At 68.0% G+C, this 24,696-nt stretch carries 25 protein-coding genes; 13 read left to right on the plus strand and 12 right to left on the minus strand.

Annotated elements, in window-relative coordinates; all coding sequences use genetic code 11:
* The first annotated feature begins 60 nt into the window (after window positions 1-60).
* The 3 genes from treS to AB4Y74_RS08740 all read left to right on the plus strand — a co-directional run bounded on the left by treS (window position 61) and on the right by AB4Y74_RS08740 (window position 2,987).
* A complete protein-coding gene (gene treS, locus AB4Y74_RS08730; protein WP_441798704.1) occupies window positions 61-1,770 on the plus strand; it encodes a maltose alpha-D-glucosyltransferase in 1,710 nt (569 codons plus the stop codon).
* A gap of 139 nt (window positions 1,771-1,909) precedes the next feature.
* Window positions 1,910-2,596 carry a 3'-5' exonuclease gene (locus AB4Y74_RS08735; protein WP_441798705.1) on the plus strand — a complete coding sequence of 229 codons (687 nt, stop codon included), beginning with the start codon at window positions 1,910-1,912 and terminating at the stop codon, window positions 2,594-2,596.
* Between the two features lie 70 nt (window positions 2,597-2,666).
* Window positions 2,667-2,987: a DUF4190 domain-containing protein gene (locus tag AB4Y74_RS08740; protein ID WP_441798706.1), complete on the plus strand. Its 321-nt coding sequence runs from the start codon at window positions 2,667-2,669 to the stop codon at window positions 2,985-2,987.
* Window positions 2,988-3,158: 171 nt separating this feature from the next.
* Here the strand turns inward: AB4Y74_RS08740 and AB4Y74_RS08745 are convergent, their stop codons facing one another.
* The 3 genes from AB4Y74_RS08745 to glgA form a co-directional block, all read right to left on the minus strand.
* A complete protein-coding gene (locus tag AB4Y74_RS08745; RefSeq protein WP_441798707.1) occupies window positions 3,159-3,410 on the minus strand; it encodes a type B 50S ribosomal protein L31 in 252 nt (83 codons plus the stop codon).
* Window positions 3,411-3,530: 120 nt separating this feature from the next.
* Window positions 3,531-4,325: an ABC transporter ATP-binding protein gene (locus AB4Y74_RS08750; protein WP_441798708.1), complete on the minus strand. Its 795-nt coding sequence runs from the start codon at window positions 4,323-4,325 to the stop codon at window positions 3,531-3,533.
* Between the two features lie 30 nt (window positions 4,326-4,355).
* Window positions 4,356-5,546: a glycogen synthase gene (gene glgA, locus AB4Y74_RS08755; RefSeq protein WP_441798709.1), complete on the minus strand. Its 1,191-nt coding sequence runs from the start codon at window positions 5,544-5,546 to the stop codon at window positions 4,356-4,358.
* Between the two features lie 47 nt (window positions 5,547-5,593).
* On the opposite strand from glgA, the gene AB4Y74_RS08760 reads away from it, so the two are divergent.
* A complete protein-coding gene (locus AB4Y74_RS08760) occupies window positions 5,594-6,838 on the plus strand; it encodes a glucose-1-phosphate adenylyltransferase (RefSeq protein ID WP_441798710.1) in 1,245 nt (414 codons plus the stop codon).
* Window positions 6,835-7,494 carry a phosphoserine phosphatase SerB gene (gene serB, locus AB4Y74_RS08765; protein ID WP_441798711.1) on the plus strand — a complete coding sequence of 220 codons (660 nt, stop codon included), beginning with the start codon at window positions 6,835-6,837 and terminating at the stop codon, window positions 7,492-7,494. The genes AB4Y74_RS08760 and serB overlap by 4 nt, the downstream gene beginning before the upstream one ends.
* 22 nt (window positions 7,495-7,516) lie before the next feature.
* Here the strand turns inward: serB and fabG are convergent, their stop codons facing one another.
* Window positions 7,517-8,227 carry a 3-oxoacyl-ACP reductase FabG gene (gene fabG / locus AB4Y74_RS08770; protein WP_441798712.1) on the minus strand — a complete coding sequence of 237 codons (711 nt, stop codon included), beginning with the start codon at window positions 8,225-8,227 and terminating at the stop codon, window positions 7,517-7,519.
* A gap of 85 nt (window positions 8,228-8,312) precedes the next feature.
* On the opposite strand from fabG, the gene AB4Y74_RS08775 reads away from it, so the two are divergent.
* The 4 genes from AB4Y74_RS08775 to AB4Y74_RS08790 all read left to right on the plus strand — a co-directional run bounded on the left by AB4Y74_RS08775 (window position 8,313) and on the right by AB4Y74_RS08790 (window position 10,833).
* Window positions 8,313-8,621: a DUF3099 domain-containing protein gene (locus AB4Y74_RS08775; RefSeq protein WP_441798713.1), complete on the plus strand. Its 309-nt coding sequence runs from the start codon at window positions 8,313-8,315 to the stop codon at window positions 8,619-8,621.
* 5 nt (window positions 8,622-8,626) lie between these two features.
* Window positions 8,627-8,863 carry a hypothetical protein gene (locus tag AB4Y74_RS08780; protein WP_441798714.1) on the plus strand — a complete coding sequence of 79 codons (237 nt, stop codon included), beginning with the start codon at window positions 8,627-8,629 and terminating at the stop codon, window positions 8,861-8,863.
* Window positions 8,860-9,723: an SURF1 family cytochrome oxidase biogenesis protein gene (locus tag AB4Y74_RS08785; RefSeq protein ID WP_441798715.1), complete on the plus strand. Its 864-nt coding sequence runs from the start codon at window positions 8,860-8,862 to the stop codon at window positions 9,721-9,723. The genes AB4Y74_RS08780 and AB4Y74_RS08785 overlap by 4 nt, the downstream gene beginning before the upstream one ends.
* 180 nt (window positions 9,724-9,903) lie before the next feature.
* Complete coding sequence (locus tag AB4Y74_RS08790) at window positions 9,904-10,833, plus strand: patatin-like phospholipase family protein (RefSeq protein WP_441798716.1); 930 nt, start codon at window positions 9,904-9,906, stop codon at window positions 10,831-10,833.
* A 78-nt stretch (window positions 10,834-10,911) separates the two neighbouring features.
* Here the strand turns inward: AB4Y74_RS08790 and AB4Y74_RS08795 are convergent, their stop codons facing one another.
* The 6 genes from AB4Y74_RS08795 to sufB all read right to left on the minus strand — a co-directional run bounded on the left by AB4Y74_RS08795 (window position 10,912) and on the right by sufB (window position 16,730).
* Entirely contained in the window at window positions 10,912-12,510 is a 1,599-nt protein-coding gene (locus AB4Y74_RS08795; protein ID WP_441798717.1) for an ABC-F family ATP-binding cassette domain-containing protein, read from the minus strand.
* 103 nt (window positions 12,511-12,613) lie between these two features.
* On the minus strand, window positions 12,614-12,943 hold the full coding sequence (locus AB4Y74_RS08800) for a metal-sulfur cluster assembly factor (RefSeq protein ID WP_374010495.1): 330 nt from the start codon (window positions 12,941-12,943) through the stop codon (window positions 12,614-12,616).
* A gap of 16 nt (window positions 12,944-12,959) precedes the next feature.
* Window positions 12,960-13,754 (minus strand): Fe-S cluster assembly ATPase SufC, encoded by a 795-nt coding sequence (gene sufC, locus AB4Y74_RS08805; protein WP_441798718.1) that lies wholly within the window; start codon window positions 13,752-13,754, stop codon window positions 12,960-12,962.
* A 2-nt stretch (window positions 13,755-13,756) separates the two neighbouring features.
* A complete protein-coding gene (locus AB4Y74_RS08810; protein ID WP_441798719.1) occupies window positions 13,757-14,086 on the minus strand; it encodes a non-heme iron oxygenase ferredoxin subunit in 330 nt (109 codons plus the stop codon).
* Window positions 14,086-15,315 carry a Fe-S cluster assembly protein SufD gene (gene sufD / locus AB4Y74_RS08815; protein WP_441798720.1) on the minus strand — a complete coding sequence of 410 codons (1,230 nt, stop codon included), beginning with the start codon at window positions 15,313-15,315 and terminating at the stop codon, window positions 14,086-14,088. Before sufD ends, AB4Y74_RS08810 begins: the two co-directional genes overlap by 1 nt.
* A complete protein-coding gene (gene sufB, locus AB4Y74_RS08820) occupies window positions 15,312-16,730 on the minus strand; it encodes a Fe-S cluster assembly protein SufB (RefSeq protein WP_441798721.1) in 1,419 nt (472 codons plus the stop codon). Before sufB ends, sufD begins: the two co-directional genes overlap by 4 nt.
* A gap of 357 nt (window positions 16,731-17,087) precedes the next feature.
* Between sufB and AB4Y74_RS08825 the strand changes: the two genes are divergently transcribed.
* Complete coding sequence (locus AB4Y74_RS08825; protein WP_441798722.1) at window positions 17,088-18,032, plus strand: COX15/CtaA family protein; 945 nt, start codon at window positions 17,088-17,090, stop codon at window positions 18,030-18,032.
* On the opposite strand, the gene AB4Y74_RS08830 is transcribed toward AB4Y74_RS08825, so the two are convergent.
* The gene (locus AB4Y74_RS08830; protein ID WP_441798723.1) at window positions 18,012-18,566 is read right to left on the minus strand and encodes a GNAT family N-acetyltransferase; all 555 of its coding nucleotides are present in this window, start codon (window positions 18,564-18,566) and stop codon (window positions 18,012-18,014) included. The two genes, AB4Y74_RS08825 and AB4Y74_RS08830, sit on opposite strands and share 21 nt — an antisense overlap.
* Window positions 18,567-18,624: 58 nt before the next feature.
* The gene (locus AB4Y74_RS08835; RefSeq protein WP_441798724.1) at window positions 18,625-19,545 is read right to left on the minus strand and encodes a heme o synthase; all 921 of its coding nucleotides are present in this window, start codon (window positions 19,543-19,545) and stop codon (window positions 18,625-18,627) included.
* A gap of 275 nt (window positions 19,546-19,820) precedes the next feature.
* Between AB4Y74_RS08835 and tkt the strand changes: the two genes are divergently transcribed.
* From tkt to AB4Y74_RS08850, 3 genes are read left to right on the plus strand one after another with little or no spacing between them, the layout of a single operon-like run.
* The gene (tkt, locus tag AB4Y74_RS08840) at window positions 19,821-21,911 is read left to right on the plus strand and encodes a transketolase (RefSeq protein WP_441798725.1); all 2,091 of its coding nucleotides are present in this window, start codon (window positions 19,821-19,823) and stop codon (window positions 21,909-21,911) included.
* A gap of 26 nt (window positions 21,912-21,937) precedes the next feature.
* Window positions 21,938-23,068 carry a transaldolase gene (tal, locus tag AB4Y74_RS08845; RefSeq protein WP_441798726.1) on the plus strand — a complete coding sequence of 377 codons (1,131 nt, stop codon included), beginning with the start codon at window positions 21,938-21,940 and terminating at the stop codon, window positions 23,066-23,068.
* Window positions 23,065-24,675, plus strand: a complete 1,611-nt coding sequence (locus AB4Y74_RS08850; RefSeq protein ID WP_441798727.1) for a glucose-6-phosphate isomerase — start codon at window positions 23,065-23,067, stop codon at window positions 24,673-24,675. The genes tal and AB4Y74_RS08850 overlap by 4 nt, the downstream gene beginning before the upstream one ends.
* The last annotated feature ends 21 nt before the right edge of the window (window positions 24,676-24,696 follow it).

Raw genomic sequence — 24,696 nt, forward strand, 5'->3', positions numbered from 1 at the left:
CTTGCACACCCTGTGAACGCGTCCCATCCCCCGCCTTTCGCTGTCGCCACAAGGAGAACCGTGAGTTTCACCGCGCCCATCACGCTGCCCGGTCTCGCCCTCGACCGGCAGTGGTACCGCCGGTCGGTCTTCTACGAGGTCATGGTGCGGTCCTTCGTCGACAGCAACGGCGACGGCTCGGGCGACATCGCCGGGCTCACCTCCAAGCTCGACTACCTGCAGTGGCTCGGGATCGACGCGCTCTGGCTGCCCCCGTTCTTCCAGTCCCCGCTGCGCGACGGCGGCTACGACGTCTCCGACTTCACGGCGATCCTGCCGGAGTTCGGAACGATCGACGAGTTCCGCGAGCTGGTGACCAAGGCGCACGAACGCAACATGCGCATCATCATCGACCTGCCGATCAACCACACCTCCGACCAGCACGAGTGGTTCCAGCAGTCGCGGTCCGACCCCGACGGCCCGTACGGCGACTTCTACGTGTGGAACGACACGGACGACAAGTGGCCGGACATCCGCGTCATCTTCGTCGACACGGAAGACTCCAACTGGGCCTTCGACGAGGCGCGTCGGCAGTTCTACTTCCACCGCTTCTTCTCGCACCAGCCGGACCTCAACTTCGAGAACCCGGCCGTGCACGAGGCGATGTACGACATGATCCGGTTCTGGCTCGACCTCGGCGTCGACGGGTTCCGGTTGGATGCCATCCCCTACCTCTACGAATCCGACGAGGGCAACGGCGAGGGCGAGCCGAAGACCCACGAGTTCATCATCAAGCTGCGCGAGTGGGTCGACCGGGAGTACCCGGGCCGCATCATGATCGCCGAGGCGAACCAGTGGCCCCGCGAGGTCGCAGCCTTCTTCGGCAGCGAGGACGAGCCGGAGTGCCACATGGCCTTCGACTTCCCCGTCATGCCGCGAATCTTCTACGCGCTGCGTTCGCAGCAGGCCGGCGAGCTGGTCCGTGTGCTCTCGGAGACCACCGATGTGCCGGAGGGTTCGGCGTGGGGTGTCTTCCTCCGCAACCACGACGAGCTGACGCTCGAGATGGTGAGCGAGGAGTATCGGCAGGCGATGTACGGCTGGTACGCGTACGACCCGCGGATGCGCGCCAACATCGGCATCCGGCGCCGGCTCGCGCCACTGCTCGACAACTCCCGCGCCGAACTGGAGCTCGCGCACGCGCTGCTCTTCTCGCTGCCGGGCAGCCCCTTCCTCTACTACGGCGACGAGATCGGGATGGGTGACAACATCTGGCTGCCCGACCGCGACAGCTCCCGCACGCCGATGCAGTGGACGCCGGACCGCAACGCGGGTTTCTCCAGCGCCGACCCGGGCAAGCTCTACCTGCCGGTCGTGCAGTCGCTGGTTTTCCACTACAACCAGGTGAACGTGGAGGCGCAGCTCGCGCAGTCCCGCTCGCTGCTGCACTGGGTCCGCAACGTCATCCACGTGCGCAAGGCGCATCCCGTGTTCGGACTCGGCGACATCCGCGTGCTCCCGACCGACCACGAGTCGGTACTGGCCTTCGTGCGCACCTATGCGGGCAGCGGCACCCACTTCGGCGACCAGCCGGAGGACGTGCTGTGCGTGTTCTCGTTCGCGCACAATCCCGTGTCCGTCACGCTCGAAGCTCCGGAGTTCGCCGGGCGCGCGCTGTACGACCTGTTCGGCGGGGCGGAGTTCCCGACCGTCGCGGAGGACGGCCGGTTCACCCTGACGCTCGGCACGCAGAACTTCTACTGGCTGCACATCGAGCCGCGCCGCGACTGAGTCGCCCCTGTCCCGCCCCTGTCCCGCCCCTCCCGCCGAGTGGTGACATCATGTCGCCACTCGACCGGGATTAGACCACCTACTCACCACTCGGCGTGCCGTCCGGGGTGATGACGGTGGTCGTGCTTAGCGTGGGGACATGAGCACCTGGCATCACCGTCTCGGCGTCTTCGATCTCGAGACCACCGGTATCGACGTCGAATCGGCCAGGATCGTCACCGCCCACGTCGGCCTCCTCGACGAGACCGGCGAGGTGCTCCACCGCCGCGACTGGATCGTCGACCCCGGTGTGGAGATCCCGGCGGAGGCCACGGCCGTCCATGGCATCACCACCGAGAACGCCCGCGAGTTCGGGATGGACCCCGCACGTGCGGTCGCGGCGATCGTCGCGCAGCTGCGCAGCCTGTTCGACCGCGGCATCCCGGTCGTCGCGTACAACGCCCCCTACGACTTCACCCTGCTCGACCGGGAGGCCCATCGCTACTCGGTCGCGCCGCTCGTCTCCCCCGGCCCGATCATCGACCCGCTGGTGATCGACAAAGCCGTTGACAAGTTCCGCCGCGGAAAGCGGACCCTGACCGTGACGGCATCTCACTACGGCGTTGACCTGCTCGCGGCGCACGACGCCGGAGCCGACGCGATCGCCGCGGGCCGGGTCGCCCAGGCGCTCGCGCGCATCCACACCGACGCCTTGGCGCTGGAGGCGGCCGAGCTGCACCTGCGGCAGGTCGACTGGTGCCGGGAGCAGGCTGCGGACTTCCAGGAGTACATGCGGCGCGAGCGCGACCCGCAGTTCACCACCTCCGGCGCGTGGCCGCTGCGCTGACGGCTGACGTTACTCATCCCTCTACCTGGGGGCTACTCGTGCGTCGGCTCCGACCGCTATCGTCTGCCACATGAGCGACTCCAATCTGAACCCGCAGCCCCTCCCGCCGCAGCAGCAGCCCCAGTACTCCCAGCCCTACGGCGCCCCCGCGCAGCCCGGCTGGAACACGATGGCCATCGTCGCGTTCATCGCGACCTTCTTCATCAGCATCGTCGGCATCATCCTCGGCTTCATCGCCCTGTCGCAGATCAAGCGCACCGGCGAACAGGGCCGCGGCCTCGCTCTGGCCGCGATCATCATCGGCTTCGTGGCCCTGATCCTCGGCATCGTCGTCACGATCATCGTCGTCGTCGCGGCCGCCAACTCGGCCGTCTACTACCAGGGCTCCTGACCGCTGCCGCCATCGAAGGAGATCGGGCGTCGAATCTCCTTCGATGGGCAGTCCCGCAGGAGATTCGGCCGCAGAACTTCCGAATCTCCTTCGAGCCTGAGCCAGACAACGACGAAGGCCCCCGTCCGGTGGACGGGGGCCTTCGTGCGAGTATCGGAGACTCGGCGAGCTTTACTTGCCGAACGCCTTGTAGCGCGAGTTGAACTTCTCGACGCGGCCGGCCGAGTCCATGATGCGCTGCTTGCCCGTGTAGAACGGGTGCGACTCGGACGAGATCTCGACGTCGATCACCGGGTAGGTGTTGCCGTCTTCCCACTCGATGGTCTTGCTGCTCGAGACCGTGGAGCGGGTGAGGAACGTCGCACCCGAGGCCAGGTCGCGGAAAACCACCGGGGCGTAGTCGGGGTGGATGCCAGTCTTCATCAGGACTTCCTTGTTGCGTGTCGTATTCGGTCGTGTCCGCGCCGGTCGGCGTGAGGACGGAAAGCTTTCGGCCCGGCGGGGCCAGCTATCGAGTTTAGCAGATGGCCGGGCGCGTCGCGGTCATTCGTTGCTGGTGGCGCGCGCCGTGTACCGGCCGTCGGTCTCGCTGAGCTCGACCTCGATGCCGAACGTCTCGCTGAGGTTCTCGCTGGTGAGCACCTCGGCAATCGGTCCGTGGGCGGCGATCTGCCCATCCTTCAGCAGCAGCGCGCGGTTGAAGCCCTGCGGGATCTCCTCCACGTGGTGCGTCACCATGACGATGGCGGGAGACTTCGGGTCTCGCGCGTAGCCGCCGAGGAGCTTCACGAGCTCCTCACGCCCACCCAGGTCGAGGCTGGCGGCGGGCTCGTCCAGGAGCAGGATCTCGGGGTCGGTCATGACCGAGCGGGCGATCTGGACGCGCTTCTGCTCGCCGTCGGAGAGGCTGCCGAAGCTGCGCTCGGCCAGGTGCTCGAGGTGCCACTCGGAGAGCACGCGACGCGCGCGACGCTCGTCGATCTCCTCGTACAGCTCGTTCCAGCGGCCGGTCACGGCGTACGCGGCCGTCATCACGACGTCTAGCACGCGCTCGTTGCGCGGGATGCGCCGGGCCAGCGCGCTCGAAGCGAAGCCGAGCAGCGGCCTCAGCTCCGCCAGGTCGGTGTGGCCGACCGACTCGCCGAGCACGAGCGCCTCGCCGGAGCTGGGGTGCATCGCGGCGGCCGCGATCTGCAGGAGCGTCGTCTTTCCGGCGCCGTTCCGGCCCAGGATGACCCACCGCTCGTCCGACTCGACCGTCCAGTCGATTCCCTGGAGGACGGGGTTGCCGTCCCGCACAACGGACACGTCGGAAAGTCGGAGAACGCTGTCGGCCATGTCTTCCAGCCTACCTGCGCCGAGCGGCGATCAGTGACGGTTGGCCAGTGAGCGGTACACGTCCCGCGTCTGCTCCGCGATCGTCGTCCAGCTGAACGACGTCTCGGCGCGTTCACGCCCGACCCGGCCCATTTCGGCTGCTCGCCCGGGGTCGCTGACGACCTCGATGAGCGCCGCCGCCAGGTCGTCCACGAACTGCTCCGGGTCGATCGGCGTGCCCGTGCCGTCCTGCAACTGCTGGATGGGCACGAGCCGGCCGGTGACGCCGTCCACGATGACCTCGGGGATGCCGCCGGTCGCAGTGCCGACCACCGGAAGCCCGCAGGCCATCGCCTCCAGGTTGACGATGCCGAGCGGCTCGTAGATCGACGGGCAGACGAACACGGTGGACGCGGTGAGCGCGATCCGCAGCTCGTCGTTCGGGAGGAGGCGGTCGATCCAGACCACTCCGTCCCGCTCGCTCTGCAGCTGCTCGACCAGGCCGGTGACCTCCGCGAGGATCTCGGGAGTGTCGGGCGCCCCCGCGCACAGGATGATCTGCACCTCCGGGGGCAGCTGCCGAACGGCGCGCAGGAGGTACGGCAGACCCTTCTGCCGGGTGATCCGGCCGACGAAGATGACGGCAGGGCGGTCCGGGTCGATTCCGAGCGCACGCGCGCGGTCGTCATCGCGCAGCGGCTGCCAGCGGTCGAGGTCGATGCCGTTGTAGATCGTGACGACCTTGGTCGGGTCGAGGGCCGGGTAGGAGGCCAGGATGTCGCGCCGCATCCCCTCGCTGACGGCGATGACCGTGTCGGCGGACTCGAACGCGGTTTTCTCGATCCAGCTGGACACTCGGTAGCCGCCACCCAGCTGCTCGGCCTTCCAGGGTCGCAGCGGCTCGAGGCTGTGCGCGGTGACGACGTGCGGGACGCCGTGCAGCAGCTTCGCCAGGTGGCCGGCTCCGTTCGCATACCAGGTGTGCGAGTGGACGACGTCCGCTCCCCCGCAGTCCTGCGCCATCTGCAGGTCGACGCCGAGCGTGGCGAGCGCGCCGTTCGCGTCGGCGAGCTCCGCCGGGACGCGGTACGACGCGGTATCCGGCTCGTCGCGCGGCTCGCCGAAGGCGCGCACGATCACCTCGGTGTCGGCCCGGAGGGCTCGCACCAGTTCGGTCACGTGCACCCCGGCTCCGCCGTAGATGGCCGGCGGGTACTCCCGGGTCAGTAGGTCGACGCGCATGACCGAAACGCTAGTACAGGCATCACTTCGCCTCTACTGTTAGGGGCATGGCACCAGGTAAGAAGATCTTCGGCATCGTCCTCGCGGGCGGAGAGGGAAAGCGGCTGATGCCGTTGACGGCGGACCGGGCGAAGCCCGCCGTCCCGTTCGGCGGGCAGTACCGCCTCATCGACTTCGCCCTGTCGAACCTGATCAACTCGCAGCTGCGCCAGATCGTCGTACTCACCCAGTACAAGTCGCACAGCCTCGACCGCCACGTCTCGCAGACCTGGCGTCTCGACGGCATCACGAACTCCTACATCGCCTCCGTGCCCGCCCAGCAGCGCCTCGGAAAGCGCTGGTTCAGCGGGTCGGCGGACGCCATCCTGCAGAGCCTCAACCTGCTGCGCGACGAGAAGCCGGACATCGTGGTCGTCGTCGGCGCCGACCACGTCTACCGGATGGACTTCGGTCAGATGATCCAGGCCCACATCGACTCCGGGGCGCCTGCCACGGTGGCAGCGATCCGCCAGCCCATCGGGCTCGCCGACCAGTTCGGTGTCATCGAGGTCGAGGCCGAGCGGCCCACCCGCATCGACGCCTTCCGCGAGAAGCCGACCGACCCGATCGGCCTGCCCGACTCGCCGAACGAGGTGCTCGCCTCCATGGGCAACTACGTCTTCGACGCCGACGCCCTGATCGACGCGGTGGTGCGCGACGGCGACAAGCCCGACTCCAACCACGACATGGGCGGCGACATCATCCCCGACTTCGTGGCGCGCGGCGAAGCAGCCGTGTACGACTTCAGCAACAACGATGTGCCCGGCTCGACCGACCGCGATCGGTACTACTGGCGGGATGTCGGAACGATCGACTCGTTCTTCGAGGCTCACCAGGACCTCATCTCCGCGCTGCCGGTCTTCAACCTGTACAACAACCGGTGGCCGATCTTCAGCCAGGTGGTCAACTCGCCGCCCGCCAAGATCGTGCGGGACGGGCGCGGCGCGCTCGGCACGACCATCGACTCCATCGTCTCGCTCGGCTCCGTCATCTCGGGCGCGCACCTCGAGCGCAGCGTGCTCGGGCCGTGGGCGAAGGTCGACTCGGGCGCGAAGGTGATCGACTCGGTCGTCTTCGAGCGCGCGATCATCGAGCCGAACGCGTTCGTCGGCCGCGCCATCCTGGACAAGGATGTGGTGGTCGCGGAGGGCGCTCAGATCGGCGTCGACCCGGAGCGCGACCGGGCGCGCGGGTTCACCGTGACCGAGTCGGGGATCACCGTGGTCGGCAAGGGCGTGCACGTCGTTCCATGAGCGGCCCGGCCAGCAGAACAGCGTCCGTCCTCGTCGTCCTCGACGCCGACTCCACCCTGCTCCAGGACGAGGTCATCGAGCTGCTCGCCGAGGAGGCGGGCTCGCGTACCGAGGTCGCCGAGATCACCGAGCGTGCGATGCGCGGCGAGCTCGACTTCGAGCGGAGCCTGCGTGAGCGCGTCCGCACTCTGAAGGGTCTGCCGGCGTCGGTGTTCCAGCACGTCGGCGAGCGGATCCGGGTGACCGACGGTGTGCCGGAACTGATCGCGGGGGTTCAGGCAGCCGGCGGAGTCGTCGGCGTCGTCTCCGGCGGCTTCCACGAGCTCCTCGATCCGATCGGCGAACGGCTCGGACTCGATCACTGGCGCGCGAACCGCCTGGTGGTGCGGGATGGAGTGCTCACCGGCGAGGTCGACGGCCCGGTGATCGACGCCGCAGCGAAGGCGCAGGCCCTGCTGTTCTGGGCCGCGGCCGCCGGTGTCCACCTGCGGCAGACCGTCGCGATCGGCGACGGCGCGAACGACCTGCGGATGATGGCCGAGGCCGGTCTCGCGATCGCCTTCAATGCCAAGCCGAAGGTGCGCGACGAGGCCGACCTGGTCATCGACCACCCTGACCTCTCGCAGGTCCTCCCCCTGCTCGGCCTCCGCGGCTGACCTCCACGCCAGAGGGATGGGGCTAGTGGCCCATCCCGAGGCCGCCGTCGACCGGGATGACCGCGCCGGAGATGTAGCCCGCGTCGTCGCCCGCGATCCAGGTGACGACCTTCGCGACCTCGGTCGGGGACGCGAAGCGGCCGGCCGGGATGCTCTTCTTGTACTCGGCCTGCTGCGCCTCCGGCAGCGCGGCCGTCATGTCGGTCTCGATGAAGCCGGGCGCGACGACGTTCGCCGTGATGCCGCGGGCGCCGAGCTCCCTCGTGATTGAGCGGGCCATGCCGACCAGCCCCGCCTTCGACGACGCGTAGTTGACCTGACCGGCGCCACCGAACAGGCCCACGACGCTCGAGATCAGGACGATCCGCCCGAAACGGGCCTTCAGCATCCCCTTGTTGGCCCGCTTCACCACGCGGAAAGCGCCGCCGAGATTCGTTGCGACGACCGAATCGAACTCTTCGTCCGTCATCCGCATGAGCAGTGTGTCCTTGGTGATGCCGGCGTTCGCGACCACGACCTCCACCGGGCCGAGCTTCTCCTCGACCTCGGCGAACGCGGCGTCGACGGAGGCGGCGTCGGTCACGTCCGCGCGCACCGTCAGCGACCCCGCGGGACCCTCTCCGGAGCGCGCGGTGACGGCGACCCGGTGGCCTTGCGCCACGAACTCTTCGGCGATGGCGTAGCCGATCCCCCGGTTGCCCCCGGTGACGAGAACGGTGCGTGGCGTGGTCATGCGCTTCCCTTCGAACAGCTTTCTTCGGATTCGACCCGAACGGGGTCGCGCCTCAGTTTATGGACGTACGCTGGACTCAACGAACATGAAGAAGCCCTCAGCGCCATCCATCACGAGTCTCCCTCTCTCGCCCGATGAGGAGCGACGGCACCGGATGATCAAGTATTCGGTGGCCATGGGCGTTCGCGTGCTCTGTCTGATCCTGGCGGTCATCGTGCCGGGCTGGTGGGCAGCCGTCCCGCTGATCGCGGCCATCTTCCTGCCGTACTTCGCCGTCGTGGTCGCCAATGTCTCGGTCGAGCAGGGTCGAGGCGACGTCCAGCGTCCAGGCAGTATCGTTCCTATGGCGCCCCCGCCCCCGGGGCCGCGTGAGGACGACCGGGAGGGCCAGTGATCGGGATGGGCGAGCCGGCGCCGCTGACCTGCTCGCGCGCGGGCTGCCGGGAGACGGCATCGTGGCGGATCGAGTGGCGCAACCCGCGCATCCACTCGGAGGACCGAGTGAAGGTCTGGCTGGCCTGTGACGAGCACGAGGAGTTCCTCCGCGAATTCCTGGCGGCGCGCGACTTCCCGCTCCGTGTGGTGTCGACTGCCGAGCCGGATGCCGAGCCGAACGACGCGAGGACGATCGCGTGACCGACTCGAAGACCGCCGGCTGGCGGTTCGCCTTCTCGCGCCGCTGGCTCGGCTACCTCGCCTTCGCGATCGTGTTCGCGATCGCCTGCGCGTTCCTCTCCAACTGGCAGCTGGCCCGCAGTAAAGAGGCGGCCGCGGCGAACGCTCTGGTGACGCAGAACTTCGACTCCCAGCCGGTCGCCCTGGCCGACGAACTGCCGACGCTCGGCTCGTACTCGCCGAAACAGGAGTGGACGCGCGTGACGGTCACCGGCACGTACGAGCGCGACCAGCAGTTGATGGCCCGCAACCGCCCGTTCAACGGGAACCCCGGGTTCGAGGTATTGACGCCACTGCGCACAGCCGACGGCTCGCTCTTCATCATCGACCGGGGATGGGTCCCCACCGGCAACACCACGGACGCACCCGATCACGTGCCTGCTGCCCCGGCGGGCACCGTGACCGTGGTCGCACGACTCAAGGGCAGCGAGCCCGCCATTGCGGGACGCTCGGCGACCGGCGACCAGGTGGGAACCATCCAACTCTCGGTCGTCAAGCAGAAGCTGGACGGCGCCGACGTGTACACGGGCGCCTACGGGCTGCTCGACACCGAAGACCCGGCGCCGGCGACCGCCCCGACTCCCACCGTCACGTCTCCCCCGTCGCAGGACGAGGGGCTGCACTGGTCGTACATGATTCAGTGGATCATTTTCGCGCTGATCGGCTTCTTCGGTCTCGGATACGCGCTGATCACCGAGTACCGCAAGCTCAACTCCCACGACCCTGCCGAGCAGGCGCGGGCCGCCGAACGAGACCGTCGCCGGCGAGCCAAACGGACCGACTCCGACGTCGAGGACGAACTGCTCGACGCCACCCGCTGACCGCGAGTGCGCGCCCCGCGCAGCACGCGTGCTAGTGTTCTGCCGATCGTGTTCGACCGTCAGGAGGTGAGACCCATGTACGCAGCATCATCAGTGGGCGCTCCCTGCAGTCCACGATCGCGCGGCTGAGGTAGTCGCCACCGGGAGCGCCGAGACGGCATCGCACGAAAGGCGACTCCCATGAACACAACATCTTCTTCTCCCCTGCCCTTTTCCGTCCCCGCGACGCGGGATCGGGCGCTCGTCCTCGGCGGCGGCGGTTCGACCGGCAACGCGTGGCTCATCGGTGTCATCGCCGGTCTCTCTGACGCCGGGGTCGACCTGACGACAGCCGACCTCACGATCGGAACGTCGGCCGGTTCGACGGCGGCAGCGCAGATCGCCGGCGACGACGTGGCCGACCTGTACGGCGCGGCGCTCACCGCTCCCACCCCGCGGCAGAGCGCACCCGTCGCATCCGTCGGCCGACCGGCGCCAGCCCGACCGGTGGTGAGCGGCCTCGACCGTCTCGTCGCCCTGGTCGCTTCGTCGGCGGATGCCGATGACTACCGGCGTCGGCTGTGCGCGTCCGCGCTCGAGTTGGATGCAGAATCCGACGGATCCTGGTCGGCCCAGTGGGCCGCCACCGTGGCCGCGCGGCTGTCCCGTCAGGAGTGGCCGGACCAGCGGATTGTCATCACCGCCGTCGACGCCCGGACCACCGAGCCGGTCCTGTTCGACCGCAACAGCGGGGTGAAGCTCGCGGACGCCATCGCCGCGAGCTGCTCCAGTGGCCTGCCCTACCGGATCGGGGATGCACGGTACCTCGACGGCGGGTTCCGATCGAGCGCCGAGAACGCCGACCTCGCCGGGGGCTACGCCCGTGTGGTCGTGCTGGCCCCCTTCGGCGGCAGGTCATTGGCACCAGAAGGATGGGGCACACACCTGGCCGCACAGGTCGATGCGCTCCGGGCAGGCGGAAGCCGTGTTGAGACGGTCTTCCCCGATGCCGACGCCGAGCACCTGTTCGGTCCGAACGCAATGAACCCGTCGCTCCGGCCCGCCGCCGCCCGCGCCGGCTACGCCCAGGCTCCATCCCTGGCGCCGCGCCTCGCCCCCTTCTGGAGCTGACACCTCACCACCGAGTCCGCGAAGACTGCACGTTTCACGCAGGTGATCCGTCAGTCTTCGCGGACTCGACGGTGGGTGTCAGGCCAGGGAGATGAGGTCGAGGTAGTCGGGGTTCCAGTGGTCCTCGACGCCGTCGGGGAGGATGAGGACGCGCTCGGGATTGAGCGCCTCGACCGCGCCCTCGTCGTGGCTGACCAGCACGACGGCGCCTTCGTAGTGCGCGAGCGCATCCAGGATCTCTTCTCGGCTCGCCGGGTCGAGGTTGTTTGTGGGTTCGTCGAGCAGGAGGACGTTGGCGCCCGAGACGACGATCATCGCCAGCGCGAGTCGCGTCTTCTCGCCACCAGACAGGACTCCCGCCGGTTTGTGCGCGTCATCACCGATGAAGAGGAAGGAGCCGAGCACCTTGCGCGCTTCCATCTCAGTCAGCGACGGCGACGACGACACCATGTTCTGCAGCACGCTGCGCTCGACGTCGATGGTCTCGTGCTCCTGCGCGTAGTACCCGATACGAAGGCCGTGGCCCGGCTCCACCTGCCCGGTGTCGGGTCGGTCGACGCCGGCGAGCATCCGGAGCAACGTGGTCTTGCCTGCGCCGTTCAGCCCGAGCACGACCACCTTCGAGCCGCGGTCGATCGCGAGGTCGACAGCCGTGAAGATCTCCAGTGAGCCGTAGCTCTTCGAGAGGTCGCTCGCCTGCAGCGGCGTGCGGCCGCACGCGGCCGGGGTCGGGAAGCGCAGCTTCGCCACGCGGTCGACCTGGCGCACGTCGTCCAGCCCGGCGAGCAGCTTCTCGGCACGCGCCACCATCTGGTGTGCGGCCGCCGCCTTGCTCGCCTTGGCGCCGAACCGGGCCGCCTGCAGCTGGAGCGCACCCGCCTTCTTCTCGGCGTTCGCGCGCTCCTTCTTGCGGCGTTCCTCGTCGGCGGCGCGCTGGCGCAGGTAATGCTTCCAGCCCATGTTGTAGATGTCGATGGACTGGCGGTTCGCGTCCAGGTAGAAAACCCGGTTGACCGTCTCCCCGACGAGTTGGACATCGTGCGAGATGACGATGAAGCCGCCGGTGTAGTTCTTGAGGAAGTCGCGCAGCCAGATCACCGAGTCCGCGTCGAGGTGGTTGGTCGGCTCGTCGAGGATCATCGTGCGGGCATCGGAGAACAGGATGCGCGCCAACTCGATGCGACGGCGCTGGCCGCCCGAGAGGGTCTTCAGCGGCTGGTCGAGGATGCGATCGGGCAGGTTCAGGTTGGACGCGATCGATGCCGCCTCCGCCTCCGCCGCGTACCCGCCGAGCAGGTGGAAGCGCTCCTCCAGCCGGCCGTACGTCTTCATCGCCGCCTCGGACACAGCGGTGTCCGTACTCGCCATGTCGTGCGTCGCCTGCTGCATCCCGAGCACGATCGAGCCGAGTCCCCGGGCGTCGAGGATGCGCGTGCGCGCCAGGTCGTCGAGGTTTCCGGACCGTGGGTCCTGCGGCAGATAGCCGAGCTCACCCGAGCGGTCGACGGTGCCCGCATTCGGCAGGAGGTCGCCGGCGAGCACCTTCGTCAGGGTGGTCTTGCCCGCGCCGTTGCGCCCGACCAGTCCGATCTTGTCGCCGTCGGCGACGCGGAAGCTCACGTCCTCCATCAGGAGGCGCGCGCCTACGCGCAGTTCAAGGCCGTGCACGGCAAGCACTGTGAATCCGTTCGTTCAGAAGCCATCCCCTCCTCGATTAATCCGGCGACACACCAAGCGAGCGCGGATCAACCGAGGAAGGGATGGCTGGGGTAAAAGTAAGTCAGATGGCGAAGCCGAGGGCGCGCATCATGTCGCGGCCGTCGTCGGTGATCCGCTCGGGACCCCACGGCGGCATCCACACCCAGTTGATGCGGAACGCTTCGACGATGCCGTCCAGGCTCTCGGCGGTCTGCTCTTCGAGCACGTCCGTGAGCGGGCAGCCGGCGCTGGTCAGCGTCATCGAGATGATGAGCGCGTTGTTCTCGTCGTCCCAGGCCAGATCGTAGATGAGACCGAGGTCGACGACGTTGATCCCGAGTTCGGGATCCATGACGTCTTTCAGCGCCTCCTCGACCTGGTCGAAGAGCGCGGGGCTCAGCGTGGCGGGCATAGTCCGATTCTACCTCTCAGGCCTCGGCCAGTTCGGCGGCGGATGCCGAGGCGGGCTCGGGGGCGTCGACGTAACGGTCGTAGCCCTCTTCCTCCAGGCGGTCGGCGAGCTCGGGACCGCCCTGCTCCGCCACCCGGCCGGCGACGAAGACGTGCACGAAGTCCGGCTTGATGTAACGGAGGATGCGCGTGTAGTGCGTGATCAGGAGGATGCCGAGACCGGTGTTCGCCTTGGCGCGGTTCACACCCTCCGACACGACCTTCAGCGCATCCACGTCGAGTCCGGAATCGGTCTCGTCGAGCACCGCGAACTTCGGCTTGAGCAGTTCGAGCTGGAGAATCTCGTTGCGCTTCTTCTCGCCACCCGAGAAACCCTCGTTGACGTTGCGCTCTGCGAAGGAGGAGTCCATCCGCAGCGCGTTCATCGACTCGCGCACATCCTTGACCCAGGTGCGGATGGACGGCGCCTGTCCCTCGATCGCGGTCTTGGCGGTGCGGAGGAAGTTTGTGTTGGTGACACCGGGGATCTCGACCGGGTACTGCATGGCCAGGAAGAGGCCGGCGCGGGCGCGCTGGTCGACGGTCATGGCGAGGACGTCCTCGCCGTCGAGCGTGATGGTGCCCTGGGTGACCGTGTACTTCGGGTGGCCGGCGATCGTGTAGGCGAGGGTGGACTTGCCGGAGCCGTTGGGGCCCATGATCGCGTGGATCTCACCCTCGTTGATGGTGAGGTCGACGCCGTTCAGGATGGGCTTGGTGCCCTGGTCCGTCTCGACGGTGACGTGGAGGTCGCGGATCTCGAGGACTGACATGGTTACTTGGTCTCTTTCGGAACGCTGGGGTCGATGTAGACGTCTCCGTCGATGATCTCGACGCTGAAGACGGGGACCGGCTCGTAAGCCGGGAGGTTGAGGGGCTTGCCGGTGACCAGCGAGAACTGGGAGCCGTGCGCCCAGCACTCGAGGGTCTCGTCCTCGACGAAGCCCTCCGACAGCGAGATCTCGCCGTGCGTGCAGGTGTCGCCGATGGCGTGGACGGTGCCCGCGGAGTCTCGGACGACCGCAATGGGGACGCCGTCGAGCACCACGCGCGTGGCCTGGTTCTCGACGAGTTCCGCGACTGCGGCGACGCGCTGACCCGCCATCAGTTCTCGGCCCCGGCGGCGGGTGCGGCCGGCGCCGCGACGGACGTCGAATCGAGCTCGTCTTCGATCTTGGCCTGCAGGCGCTCCTGGAGCGCCGGCGAACCGATCTGCTGGACGATCTCGGAGAGGAAGCCGCGCACGACCAGGCGGCGCGCCTCGTCTTCCGTGATGCCACGGGACTGCAGGTAGAAGAGCTGCTCGTCGTCGAACCGCCCGGTCGCGCTCGCGTGACCCGCGCCGACGATGTCGCCGGTCTCGATCTCGAGGTTCGGGACGGAGTCGGCGCGCGCGCCGTCGGTGAGGACGAGGTTGCGGTTCTGCTCGTAGGTGTCGGTGGCCACGGCCGCCGGTCCGATCAGCACGTCGCCGATCCACACCGTCCGGGCGCCCGCGCCCTGCAGCGCACCCTTGTAGGTGACGCGGCTGCGGGTCTCGGGGCCGTCGTGGTGGACGTACACCTGCTGCTCGAGGTGCTGCGTCGCGTCGGCGAAGTAGGCGCCGAGAAGTTCGGCATCCGACCGGGCGCCGGCGAGGTGCGCCGACGGGTTCAGCCGGACGACCCCGCCACCGAGGGTGACGGCGACGTGCTTGAGGCGAGCGCCCTCTGCCAGCTCGGCGAAGTGGGCTGCGAGGTGCAGGGCGTCGTCGTCCCACTCCTGGAGGGAGACCACCGTGAGGTCTGCATCCTTCCCGAGCAGGAACTCGACGTTCTCGGTCAGGTGGGCGGCGCCGGTGTTCTGCAGGATGAGCGTCGCGGTCGCTCCCGGAGCCACCTCGACGATCGTGTGCGCAGCGCGCGGCGCGCTGCCGAGACCGGACCGCGTCAGGGTGATCTCGCGGTGGTCACCGCTGAGGTCCGCACTGATGCTGATCAGGAGCGCCTGCTCGAACGCCGTCCAGGCGTTGGCGGATGCGCGGTCCTCCGGCTTGCCGGCGGATCCGATTCGCGAGTCACCGCGACCGACCCACAGGGTCGAGAACCCTGTGGCCGTTGTCGCGTCGTAGACGTACGGGGAGCCGTCGAGGTCGCCGGCGATCAGCTCCTGGATGCGCGCGATCGGCGTGTACTTCCACATCGGCTCGCGCCCGGTGACAGCCGGGAACGCGGAGACGTCGGTCGACGTGAACCGTTCGGCACGGGACTGCACCGGGACGGGCGCGCGCATGTGGGTAGGAGCCGCCGAGGCCTCCGGAATCTGAGGGGTCGGCGTCTGCTGGGTCTGCGTCATCCGACGGAGCCTTCCATGCCCATCTCGATGAGCTTGTTGAGTTCGAGTGCGTACTCCATCGGGAGTTCCCGGGCGATCGGCTCGATGAAGCCGCGGACGATCATCGCCATCGCCTCGTCTTCCGGCATGCCGCGGGACATCAGGTAGAAGAGCTGCTCCTCGCTGACGCGCGACACGGTGGCCTCGTGCCCGAGCTGGACGTCGTCCACCCGGATGTCGATGGCCGGGTATGTGTCGGAGCGGGAGATCGTGTCGACCAGCAGCGCGTCGCAGCGCACGGTGTTCGCCGAGTGATGCGCATTCGTGTCCATCCGCACCTCGCCGCGGTAGCCGGCCCGGCCGCCGCCGCGTGCGATCGACTTGGAGACGATCGACGACTGCGTGTACGGCGCCATGTGGATCATCTTGGCGCCGGCGTCCTGGTGCTGGCCGGGGCCCGCGAAGGCGACGGACAGGGTCTCGCCCTTGGCGTGCTCCCCCATCAGGTAGATCGACGGGTACTTCATCGTCACCTTGGAGCCGATGTTGCCGTCGATCCACTCCATCGTCGCGCCCTCGGCCGCGGTCGCCCGCTTGGTGACGAGGTTGTAGACGTTGTTGGACCAGTTCTGGATGGTCGTGTAGCGCACACGGGCGTTCTTCTTGACGATGATCTCGACCACCGCGGAGTGCAGCGAGTCGGACTTGTAGATCGGCGCCGTGCAGCCCTCGATGTAGTGGACGTAGCTGTCCTCGTCGGCGATGATCAGCGTCCGCTCGAACTGGCCCATGTTCTCCGTGTTGATACGGAAGTAGGCCTGCAGCGGGATCTCGACGTGGACGCCCTTCGGGACGTACACGAACGATCCGCCCGACCAGACGGCCGTGTTCAGCGCCGCGAACTTGTTGTCGCCCGCCGGGATCACCGTTCCGAAGTACTCCTGGAAGATCTCGGGGTACTCGCGGAGCGCGGTGTCGGTGTCGAGGAAGATGACGCCCTGCTCCTCGAGGTCTTCGCGGATCTGGTGGTAAACGACCTCGGACTCGTACTGGGCTGCAACACCCGCGACAAGACGCTGACGCTCCGCCTCCGGGATGCCCAGCTTCTCGTAGGTGTTGCGAATGTCTTCGGGGAGGTCTTCCCAGCTCTGCGCCTGCTTCTCGGTGGAGCGGACGAAGTACTTGATGTTGTCGAAGTCGATCTCCGACAGGTCGGCACCCCACGTCGGCATCGGCTTCCGCTCGAACAGCTGGAGAGCCTTCAGGCGGCGCTGAAGCATCCAATCGGGCTCGTTCTTGAGCCCGGAGATGTCTTTCACCACCTGGGGCGAGAGACCACGACGCGCGGACGCGCCTGCGGCATCGGAATCCGCCCAGCCGAACTCATACTGCCCCAATGAGGCGAGCTCGGGCCGATCGATCAGGATGTCTGACATATCTACCTCGTTTCCTTCCACTCGTAACCGGATATCAGTCCGGCCCATTCCCCTCAGCTGCGCACGGCTGGTGCCGGTCGCTTCGAGCTTCGTGGTTGTACGAGTGGCAGTGTGTGTATGAACAGTCTGTGCCTGAACACAGCATGTACCAACACGCGCGTACCTAAACTGATCGAGGACACGGGCCACAATGCCTCGGCCACGGACGGAGAAACCGGCCGCCGGCACGCGCACGATGGCGCGTTCTTCGAACCCACCAATTCTACAGGTGCGGCGCGGTAAAAGTAGAGGCGCGGCTGCGCGTTGCCCGAGTATCCGCATCCCGACACCGGTTCAGCACCGAGGAAGACCGAGACCATGAAGCGCATCATCGCCTGGCTGCCCGACCACGTGGACGGGCGAACGCGCGTCGTGGCGTGGATCTACCTGGCCGCGCAAGTGCTCCTCGTGGCGACCGGCGGAGCGGTCCGCCTCACCTCCAGCGGCCTCGGCTGCCCCACCTGGCCGAAGTGCACGGCCGATTCGCTCGTCAACACGCCCGAGATGGGCATCCACGGGGTAATCGAGTTCGGCAACCGGGTGCTCGGCGGCGTCCTGGCGATCCTGGCGATCATCGCCTTCCTCCAGGTCGTCAAGCTGTATCGCACACGTCGCGATCTGTTCTGGCTCGCCCTCGTCGCTGGGCTCGGCGTCCCCTTCCAGGCGATCCTCGGCGGTATCACCGTGCTGACCGGACTCACCTGGTGGGTGGTCGGGATGCACTTCGTGACGTCGATCGCGCTGGTCGCGATCACCACGTCCTACCTGGTGCGCGTCTACGCGGTCCCCGGTCCGCGCTTTCGTGCGGTTCCGGGATGGTTCGCCGCGGTGGCCTGGGTCACCAGCGTCGTCGTCCTGGTCACCATCGTCGTGGGCATCGTCACGACCGGAGCAGGACCGCACGCGGGCGACGCGAAGACTCCGCGGAGCGGGCTGAATCCGGAGATCCTTCAGCACGTGCACGCGATCCCGGCCTACGTCACCTTCGCGCTGACGCTCGTGCTCGTCGTCGGGTCGTTCCGCTACCGCACCACCACCCCGGTGCATCGCTTCACGCAGTACCTGCTCGCTGTCGAGCTGCTGCAGATCGCGGTGGGTCTCTTCCAGGCGAACACCGGCCTGCCGGGCATCCTGGTCGGTGTGCACATGACCCTCGCCGCACTCCTCGCGGCCTGCATGACCGCGATCCTGCTGTCGCTCACCGCGCCGGTCGAGCGATTCGAACCCCTCGCGGACGCGGCCTCAGACGTCGTCGCGGCGTAGCGTCCCGACCCGCGCCTCGCGCTGTATGCCGTGCAGCTCGACGATCGTGCGGATGCCCTCGTCGAACCCGAAACCGGCCGCCACGGCGAGCCGTCTGCTCGACTCGTTCCCGGGTACGTACTCCCAGTTCAGTTGCTCGAAACCCAGTCCTGCCGGGGCGAGGGCGTGGTGGGATACGGCCACGAGCGCTTCGCGCATGTAACCGTTGCCGCGCGCCCAGGGCCCCGACCAGCATCCCAGCGATGCGGAGCCCGCACGGTCGTCACGCCGCACCTCCAGCGCGCCGAGCAGCCGGCCGCCGTCTCGCAGGTGCAGCGCCCAGACGGTATATCTCTTGCTGGCGATCCCGTGAGGGCAGTACGCCCGGACGAAGAATTCGGCGCTCTCACGCGTATAGGGGGACGGCAACGGCACCCAGGCCTGCGTCTCGGCGTCCTGGCAGGCCTCCAGCACATCCGGGATGTCGTCGTCCGTCGGTCGATCGAGGACAAGGCGAGCGGTCGCAAGGTGCGTAGTCAGCAACGGTGCCGTCATGCGCACATGTTAGGGGCGACCGGGCCCGCACGGCACGCATCTTGTGCCGAAAAAACGATCAGAACGGGAGCAGCGGGTCGATCGCGACGGCGAGGAAGATCAGCGTCAGGTAGGCGATCGAGCCGTGGAACACGCGCATCGGCGACACGGCCTCGTGCCGGATGGCGAGGTTGTAGAGGCGGTGCGATTCGTAGATGAACCAGCCGCCCGCCACCAGCGAGACCGCGATGTAGAGCAGACCCATATGGGCGACCGGGATCAGCAGCAGCGAGCAGGCGACCATCGCCCATGCGTACAGGATCACCTGCAGGCCGACGACGGCCCGGCCCCGCACCACCGCGAGCATCGGGACGCCCGCCTCCTGGTAGTCGGAACGGTACTTCATCGACAGCGGCCAGTAGTGCGGCGGCGTCCAGAGGAAGATGATCCCGAACAGGATGAACGGAGCCCAGTCGAGCGACCCTGTCACGGCCGCCCAGCCGATCAGCACCGGCATGCAGCCGGCGACGCCGCCCCAGACGATGTTCTGCGGGGTGCGGCGCTTGAGGATGAGTGTGTAGAAGACGACGTACAGCAGGATGGCCGCGACCGACAGGGCGGCGGCGAGCCAGTTCGTGAAGAATCCTAGGACCAGCACCGACGCGACGCCCAGCGCCCAGGCGAAGACGAGCGCCTCGCGGTCGGAGAGCTCGCCCGTCACGAGCGGACGATTCTTCGTGCGGCGCATCACCCGGTCGATGTCGCGGTCGATGTAGCAGTTGAACGCGCCGGCGGACCCCGCGCTCATGTAGCCGCCGATGACGGTGGCGAGCACCAGCCAGAGATTGGGGATGCCGTTCGCCGCGAGGATCATCGTCGGGACCGTGGTCACGAGCAGCAATTCGACGACGCGCGGCTTGGTGAGGGCGAAGTACGCCCTCGCCTTGCGTGCGAAGCCGATGCGGCCCGGTTCGACACGGCTCTCTACAGCGACGTCCATTGCTCCTCGTGTGGTGTCGGCGGATGGGTGCGAAAAGCCCCGGCTGAAGTCTACGTCACGTAGAGGCGCGGCCGGGCGGCTACCCCGTGTCCGCCTGAAGCACAACCATCTGGGGGAACACCCCACGTTTCGTGCGTGTTACCTATACTTGAAATGCTCGCCAGCCGAAGCCCTGTCGGGGCCCGGCGCCGATGACGTCCACGGCGCGCACTACCTCAACCGGTGCGGGTTACCACAGACGACCCTCACCATTTCTACGAAGGGTCAGTTTTCACGTGGCAGCACTGCAGTGGGATCCCATTGACAACAAGGCAGTAGACACGGCTCGCATCCTCGCGGCCGATGCGGTGGAGAAGGTGGGCAACGGGCATCCCGGCACCGCTATGAGCCTCGCCCCCGCCGCGTACCTGCTCTTCCAGAAGGTGATGCGCCGCGACCCGCGCGACCAGCACTGGCTCGGACGCGACCGGTTCGTCCTCTCGGCTGGCCACTCGTCGCTGACCCAGTACATCCAGCTCTATCTGGGCGGCTACGGTCTCGAACTCGACGACCTGAAGGCGCTCCGCACGTGGGGCTCCCTCACCCCCGGCCACCCCGAGTACGGACACACCGACGGCGTGGAGATCACCACCGGACCTCTCGGTCAGGGCATCTCCTCCGCCGTCGGTTTTGCATATGCCCAGCGTTTCGAGCGCGGGCTGTTCGACCCCGACACCGCCCCCGGCGCCAGCCCGTTCGACCACCACGTGTACGTCATCGCGTCCGACGGCGACCTGGAGGAGGGCGTCAGCTCGGAGGCCTCCTCTCTCGCCGGCCACCAGGAGCTCGGCAACCTGATCGCGATCTACGACAGCAACCAGATCTCGATCGAGGACGACACCGACATCGCCTTCACGGAGGACGTCAAGGCGCGCTACGAGGCGTACCACTGGCATGTGCAGGTCGTCGACTGGAAGAAGACCGGCGTCTATGAAGAGGACGTGCAGGAGCTTCACCAGGCGATCGTGAACGCCCAGGAGGTCACCGACAAGCCGTCGCTGATCATCCTCAAGACGATCATCGGCTGGCCGTCGCCGAAGAAGCAGAACACCGGCAAGATCCACGGATCCGCCCTCGGTGCGGACGAGCTTCGCGCCGTCAAGGAGGTGCTCGGCTTCGATCCCGAGCAGACCTTCGAGGTCGCCGACGAGGTCCTCGCGCACACCCGCAAGGCCGTCGAGCGCGGTGCCGAAGAGCACGCCGAGTGGCAGAAGGGCTTCGACGCCTGGGCCAAGGCGAACCCCGAGCGCAAGCAGCTGCTCGACCGTCTGCTCTCGGGCGAGGCTCCCGACATCGAGAGCGCCCTGCCGGTCTTCGAGCCGGGCAAGGACGTCTCCACCCGCGCCGCGAGCGGCAAGGTGCTCAACGCGATCGCCCCCGTCATGCCTGAGCTGTGGGGCGGTTCCGCCGACCTCGCCGAGTCGAACAACACCACCATCGAGAGCGCTGCGTCGTTCGTGCCGAGCGAGCGCTCGACCCACGAGTGGACCGGCAACCCCTACGGTCGCGTTCTGCACTTCGGCATCCGCGAGCACGCCATGGCCGCGATCATCAATGGCATCGTGCTCCACGGCCCGACCCGCCCGTTCGGCGGCACGTTCCTGATCTTCAGCGACTACCAGCGACCGTCCCTCCGCCTGTCGGCGCTCATGGACATCCCGTCGATCTTCGTCTGGACGCACGACTCCGTCGCCCTCGGTGAGGACGGCCCGACGCACCAGCCGATCGAGCAGCTCTCCACGCTGCGCGCCATCCCGAACTTCGCGGTCGTCCGCCCGGGTGACGCCAACGAGGTCGCGTGGGCCTGGAAGACCATCCTGGAGCGCCGGAAGGGACCGGCCGGAATCGCACTGACCCGCCAGAACATCCCGGTGTTCGAGCGTGGCGAGGGCGACGCCGAGGGCGACACGCTCGCGTCGGCGAAGAACGTCGCCAAGGGCGCGTACATCCTGGCCGAGGCGCCCGGCGGCACGCCGGACGTGATCTTCATCGCGACCGGCTCCGAGGTGCAGATCGCGCTCGAGGCCCGCGAGGTACTCCGCGGCGAGGGCGTCAACGCCCGCGTCGTGTCCGCCCCGAGCCTGGAGTGGTTCGCCGAGCAGTCCGCCGAGTACCAGGAGCACGTGCTCCCCTCCGAGATCAAGGCTCGCGTCTCCATCGAGGCCGGCCTTGCGCTCGCCTGGGACAAGATCGTCGGCGACCACGGCCGCAGCGTTTCGATCGAGCACTTCGGAGCGTCGGCCGACTACAAGACGCTGTTCCGCGAGTTCGGGATGACCACCGAGCACGCCGTGTCCGCCGCGAAAGAATCGCTCGCGTCGCTTTGAGCGCGGGCACCAGAGGAGAAAACGAAATGACTGACACCACTTCCACCACCCAGACCCCGACGGCCGCTCTGTCCGCCGCCGGTGTCAGCATCTGGCTGGACGACCTCTCGCGTGAGCGCATCAACAGCGGTGGCCTGCAGAAGCTGATCGCCGAGAAGAACGTGGTCGGCGTGACCACGAACCCGACGATCTTCGCCGCGGCCCTCGCCAAGGGTGAGGCGTACGACGAGCAGGTCCGCCAGCTCGCCGCCGCCGGCGCCAGCGTCGACGAGGCGATCTTCGAGATCACGACCGACGACGTCGCCAACGCGAGCGACATCTTCCACGAGGTGTACGAGCGCTCGAACGGGGTCGACGGCCGCGTCTCCATCGAGGTGGAGCCGGGCCTCGCCCACGACGCCGCAGCGACGGTCGAGACCGCCAAGAAGCTGAGGGCGAAGGTCGACAAGGCCAACGTCATGATCAAGATCCCCGCGACCGTCGAGGGTATCGACGCCATCGCCGACACCATCGCGGAAGGCATCAGCGTCAACGTGACCCTGATCTTCAGCCTCGACCGCTACCGCCAGGTCATCGACGCCTACCTGACCGGCCTCGAGCGGGCCCAGAAGGCCGGCATCGACCTCTCCGGCATCCAGTCGGTCGCGTCGTTCTTCGTGTCCCGCGTCGACACCGAGGTGGACAAGCAGCTGTCGGCTCTCGGCACGGACGAGGCCGAGGCGCTCAAGAGCAAGGCCGGCATCGCCAACGCCCGCCTCGCCTACCAGGTGTACGAGCAGGAGTTCGCCACCGACCGGGCCAAGCGCCTCGTCGCGGCAGGAGCCAACGAGCAGCGCCCGCTGTGGGCGTCCACCGGCGTCAAGGACCCGAGCCTCTCCGACACGCTCTACGTCGAGGCCCTCGTCGCTCCGAACACGGTGAACACCATGCCGGAGAAGACGCTCGACGCGACCTTCGACCACGGCAGCATCACCGGTGACACCGTCACCGGCAGCTACGCCGAGTCGCAGGATGTCCTCGACAAGCTGGCCGGTCTCGGCATCAGCTACGACGAGGTCACCGAGACCCTCGAGCGCGAGGGTGTCGACAAGTTCAACGTGTCGTGGGGCGAGCTCGTCGAGACCGTGAAGAACGCTCTCGAGGGGGCGTCCAAGTGACGTTCCGTATCCACGTGACCGGTGCGGCGGCCGAGGCCGTCCGCACCGTGGTCCCGCAGCTCGTCGCCGACAAGGTGGCGTCCGGCATCACGGCACAGGATCCCGCGCTCTGGGGCCCGGCCGCCGAGCCCGAGGCCAGCAAGCGACTCGGCTGGACCGAAGCGGTCGCCATCTCGCGGCCCCTGGTCGCCGAGATCGACGCGCTCCGCGGCGAACTGCACGCCAAGGGAATCAACCACATCGTGCTGGGTGGCATGGGCGGCTCGTCGCTCGCGCCAGAGGTCATCACGCGCACGGCCGAGGCCGAGCTGACCGTGCTCGACTCCACCGACCCGGGTCAGGTGCTTGCCGCGCTGCGCGACCGGCTGGAGGCCACCGCGGTGGTCATCTCGTCCAAGTCGGGCTCGACGCTCGAGACGGACAGCCAGCGCCGCGTGTACGAGAAGTGGTTCCAGGATGCGGGCATCGACCCGCGCGAGCGCATCGTGGTCGTCACCGACCCCGGCTCGCCGCTGGACCAGTCCGCCCGTGAGGCCGGCTACCACGTCTTCAATGCCGACCCCAACGTCGGAGGCCGCTACTCGGCGCTGACCGCGTTCGGCCTGGTGCCGTCCGGTCTCGCCGGCGTGAACATCTCCGAACTGCTCGACGAGGCGGAGGCGACGCTGATCGAGCTCGCCGTGGACAACGCGCAGAACCCGGGCCTCGTGCTGGGCGCCGCGATTGCCGGCACCACCCCGCTCAAGGACAAGCTGGGCATCGTCTCGGACGGCACTCACATCGTCGGGTTCGCGGACTGGGCGGAGCAGCTGATCGCCGAGTCCACCGGCAAGGAGGGCACCGGCCTGCTCCCGGTCGTGCTCGACAAGCTGGCGCCGGAGCTCGAGTCGAAGCCCGCCGACCTGCAGGTCGTGCGCCTCGTCGCGAACGCGGAAGCCCACCACCTGTTCCCGGCCGACCGGCACGAGGGCGAGATTCTCGTCTCCGGCAGCCTGGGCGCGCAGCTGATCGTGTGGGAGTACGCCGTGGCCGTCGCCGGTCGCCTCCTCGGCATCAACCCGTTCGACCAGCCCGACGTGGAGGCCGCGAAGGTCGCCGCTCGTTCGCTGCTGGACAACCGGCCCGAGCCCGTCACCCCGGCATTCACAGCGGGGGGCATCGAGGTGCGGACCACCGGTTCGTTCCTGGGATCGGCGACCACGCTCGACGCCGCGGTGGATGCGCTGCTCGCGCAGCTCGGCCCGGACGGCTACGTGGCGGTTCAGGCGTACGTCAACCGCATCGCCCTCCCCCAGCTCGCGGGCATCCGCGACCTGCTGGCGGCGAAGGCGAACCGCCCGGTCACGTTCGGCTGGGGTCCGCGCTTCCTGCACTCGACGGGCCAGTTCCACAAGGGCGGCCCCGCAGTCGGCGTGTTCCTTCAGATCACGGCCGCCGCGTCCGAGGACCTCGAAATCCCCGGTCGTCCCTTCACTTTCGGGCAGCTCATCCAAGCCCAGGCCGCCGGCGACGCCAGCGTCCTCGGTGACCACGGCCGCCCGGTGCTGACTCTGACGCTCACGAACCCCGAGGCGGATGTCGTCTCGCTGTTCGAGGCCGTCAACTGAGTCCGATTAAGGAGATCAGTC

The organism is Leifsonia sp. RAF41, assembly GCF_052114085.1.
Classification (GTDB): Bacteria; Actinomycetota; Actinomycetes; order Actinomycetales; family Microbacteriaceae; genus Leifsonia.

Excerpts from the sequence above, each read along its gene's own strand:
- AB4Y74_RS08735 (WP_441798705.1), top strand. The coding sequence starts at position 1,910 with ATGAGCACCTGGCATCACCGTCTCGGCGTCTTCGATCTCGAGACCACC.
- AB4Y74_RS08740 (WP_441798706.1), top strand. The coding sequence starts at position 2,667 with ATGAGCGACTCCAATCTGAACCCGCAGCCCCTCCCGCCGCAGCAGCAG.
- AB4Y74_RS08745 (WP_441798707.1), bottom strand. The coding sequence starts at position 3,410 with ATGAAGACTGGCATCCACCCCGACTACGCCCCGGTGGTTTTCCGCGAC.
- AB4Y74_RS08750 (WP_441798708.1), bottom strand. The coding sequence starts at position 4,325 with ATGGCCGACAGCGTTCTCCGACTTTCCGACGTGTCCGTTGTGCGGGAC.
- glgA (WP_441798709.1), bottom strand. The coding sequence starts at position 5,546 with ATGCGCGTCGACCTACTGACCCGGGAGTACCCGCCGGCCATCTACGGC.
- AB4Y74_RS08760 (WP_441798710.1), top strand. The coding sequence starts at position 5,594 with ATGGCACCAGGTAAGAAGATCTTCGGCATCGTCCTCGCGGGCGGAGAG.
- serB (WP_441798711.1), top strand. The coding sequence starts at position 6,835 with ATGAGCGGCCCGGCCAGCAGAACAGCGTCCGTCCTCGTCGTCCTCGAC.
- fabG (WP_441798712.1), bottom strand. The coding sequence starts at position 8,227 with ATGACCACGCCACGCACCGTTCTCGTCACCGGGGGCAACCGGGGGATC.
- AB4Y74_RS08775 (WP_441798713.1), top strand. The coding sequence starts at position 8,313 with ATGAAGAAGCCCTCAGCGCCATCCATCACGAGTCTCCCTCTCTCGCCC.
- AB4Y74_RS08780 (WP_441798714.1), top strand. The coding sequence starts at position 8,627 with ATGGGCGAGCCGGCGCCGCTGACCTGCTCGCGCGCGGGCTGCCGGGAG.
- AB4Y74_RS08790 (WP_441798716.1), top strand. The coding sequence starts at position 9,904 with ATGAACACAACATCTTCTTCTCCCCTGCCCTTTTCCGTCCCCGCGACG.
- AB4Y74_RS08800 (WP_374010495.1), bottom strand. The coding sequence starts at position 12,943 with ATGCCCGCCACGCTGAGCCCCGCGCTCTTCGACCAGGTCGAGGAGGCG.
- sufC (WP_441798718.1), bottom strand. The coding sequence starts at position 13,754 with ATGTCAGTCCTCGAGATCCGCGACCTCCACGTCACCGTCGAGACGGAC.
- AB4Y74_RS08810 (WP_441798719.1), bottom strand. The coding sequence starts at position 14,086 with ATGGCGGGTCAGCGCGTCGCCGCAGTCGCGGAACTCGTCGAGAACCAG.
- sufD (WP_441798720.1), bottom strand. The coding sequence starts at position 15,315 with ATGACGCAGACCCAGCAGACGCCGACCCCTCAGATTCCGGAGGCCTCG.
- sufB (WP_441798721.1), bottom strand. The coding sequence starts at position 16,730 with ATGTCAGACATCCTGATCGATCGGCCCGAGCTCGCCTCATTGGGGCAG.
- AB4Y74_RS08825 (WP_441798722.1), top strand. The coding sequence starts at position 17,088 with ATGAAGCGCATCATCGCCTGGCTGCCCGACCACGTGGACGGGCGAACG.
- AB4Y74_RS08830 (WP_441798723.1), bottom strand. The coding sequence starts at position 18,566 with ATGACGGCACCGTTGCTGACTACGCACCTTGCGACCGCTCGCCTTGTC.
- AB4Y74_RS08835 (WP_441798724.1), bottom strand. The coding sequence starts at position 19,545 with ATGGACGTCGCTGTAGAGAGCCGTGTCGAACCGGGCCGCATCGGCTTC.
- tal (WP_441798726.1), top strand. The coding sequence starts at position 21,938 with ATGACTGACACCACTTCCACCACCCAGACCCCGACGGCCGCTCTGTCC.